The organism is Mesorhizobium sp. M7A.F.Ca.CA.001.08.2.1 (assembly GCF_003998455.1).
Classification (GTDB): domain Bacteria; phylum Pseudomonadota; class Alphaproteobacteria; order Rhizobiales; family Rhizobiaceae; genus Mesorhizobium; species Mesorhizobium ciceri.
Genome location: NZ_RZPW01000908.1, coordinates 1 through 2,254 on the forward strand (window position 1 = coordinate 1; position 2,254 = coordinate 2,254).

General features: G+C 63.7%; 2 protein-coding genes. Both read right to left on the bottom strand.

Features of this window, described 5'->3' with window-relative positions; genetic code table 11:
• Nucleotides 1-1,769 (bottom strand): bifunctional UDP-sugar hydrolase/5'-nucleotidase (locus EN914_RS32740; protein WP_164779089.1); only part of this gene is annotated, 1,769 nt, incomplete at its 3' end.
• Nucleotides 1,770-1,956: 187 nt separating this feature from the next.
• On the bottom strand, nucleotides 1,957-2,254 hold a 298-nt coding region (locus tag EN914_RS32745; protein WP_127389557.1), incomplete at its 5' end, for a hypothetical protein.

The following is a 2,254-nucleotide window of genomic DNA, read 5'->3' on the forward strand; positions in this document are numbered from 1 at the left end:
GTGTTGGCGATATCGCCCGAGTTGGCCGGCAATTCAGGCATTGCCGGTGCCGCTTCGGCAGGCTTGGCGGCTTCAGCCGGTGCGGGCGCCGGGGTGGCCGGGGCCGCTTCGGCTGGCTTGGCCGGATCGGTTGCCGGGGCAGGCGCCGCGGCGACGGTCGCGGCTATTTCGGTGATGCGGCCGTCGAGCTTCGGCGTGTAGGGCCGGTGGGCGCCGAGATAGTCGGCAACCACCTGTTCGAGGCCGGGGCCGTAGTCGTAGGCATTCCTGGCCTTGTCGGCAAAGACCTTGTAGCCGTCGCCGCCCTGGCGAACATAGTTGTTGGTGGCGACCAGATAGTCCTTCTCCGGCTTGATCGGCGTCCAGGCACCGCCTTCCATGACCTCCACCGATTTGACCCGGCCGGCATTGGGCGAAACGGATTTGTCGAAGGAATATTTCAGGCCGGCGACCTGGGGGAAGCGCCCGGCGCCGTCCTCGACCTGACTGAGACCGCCCTCGAGGCCGGCCACCAGATCCCTGCCCGAAATCTGGAAGGTCGCCAGCGTGTTCTGGAAGGGCAGCACGGTCAGCACCTCGCCCATGGTGACGGTGCCCTTGTCGATCGAGGCGCGCAGGCCGCCGCCATTGGAGATGACGATCTCGACGCCCTGTCCCTTGACGCGGTCGAGGATGGCGTCGGAGACGAGATTGCCCATCGCGCATTCGCGGGTGCGGCAGCTCTCGCGACTGCCGTCGATGACGTCGGTGGTTTCGGCCACTTCCTTGTTCTTCAACGCCTCGATCGGCGCCCCAAGCTCCTTGATGCGGGCGAGCACGGCCGGGTCGGGGGTGATCGATTTGTCGAGATAGATCGGGTCGCCGCTGGCCGATTTGACGACGCCATTGTCGTCGAACACCACCTTGAACTCGCCGAGATATTTCGAATAGGAGGCCGCCTGCACCACCGGCACCTTGTAGCCGTCCGGATTGTCGACCATCGTCGGGTAGGGGCCTTCCGCCTTCGGGTCGGTGTTCGACAGCAGGGAATGGCTATGGCCGCCGACGACGACATCGATGCCCGGGATCTTGGCGATGACGTCACGTTCGCGCCTGTAGCCGATATGGGTCACGGCGATGATCTTGTTGACGCCTTCGCCCTTGAGCTTCTCGACTTCGGCGGTGATCGACTTGACGTCGTCCTCTATCGCGACGTTGGGTCCGGGAGACGCGAGATCCGGCGTGTCGTTGGTGATCGCGCCGATGATGCCGATCTTCTGGCCGCCGACCTCGACGACAACAGATGGCTTGACGCGGTCGCCGAGCTTGGATTGCGCGTTGGCCTTCACATTGGCGCCGAGCACGGGGAACTTGATCATGTCGAGGAACGGCGCCAAGGCGGCCTCGCCGTCGTCGAATTCATGGTTGCCGAGGGCCATGGCATCGAACTTCATGTCGTTGAGGAATTCGCCTTCGACCTTGCCCTTATAGGTCGTGTAGAACAGCGAGCCCTGGAAATTGTCGCCGGCGCTGAGCAGCAGCACGTTCTGGCCTTCCAGCTTCTTGCGTTCCTGGGCGATCGCGGTGATCAGCCGGCCCGCGCCGCCGATGCACTCGCCCTTGGTCTCCTCGTCCGCCGAGCAGGTCGATTCATATTTGTTGTTGCCTTCGATGCGGCTGTGCCAGTCGTTGATATGCAGGATGTTCAGCGTGTAGTCGGCAAAGGACGCGCCGGCCGACAGGCCGAGGGTTGAGGCTGACAGGGCTGCAATGGCGGCAAGCTTCTTCATCTTCGTCTCCCGGAAAGCTGATCAGAGGCCATTAGCGCTCTTGCTTGACTGGAACATAACAGCCGGCGCTTTGGCCATGTTCCCATCGCGTTCCGGATGACGCAAGCGGAATCCGGGACCCTTTGCCGGCACAAAAAAGGACGGCGGCCAACCGGCCGCCGTCCTTGGAAAACGAATGGTCGTGGGTTCAGACGCGCCTTGTCAGCACGAAATTCTGACCGCTGGAGCTCGTGCAGTTGAGCTGGCTTGTCGACACCATCAGGCAGTTGAAGCTGACCGCGGTCTGGCGGATCAGCGAGGTGCCGTTGATCTGCACCGATGTGGCGCCGGTCATCGTGTAGCTGCCGTCGGCAAGCTTCTGGCCGGTGTCGGTGGCTACCGTCGTGAAGGTGCCGCCGGTGAAGGTCGACAGGCCGGTGCCCTTGGCGTCGATCCACGAGCCCTCGACGCCTTTCGGCGCCGCTGCCATCGGCGGTTGCTCGGGG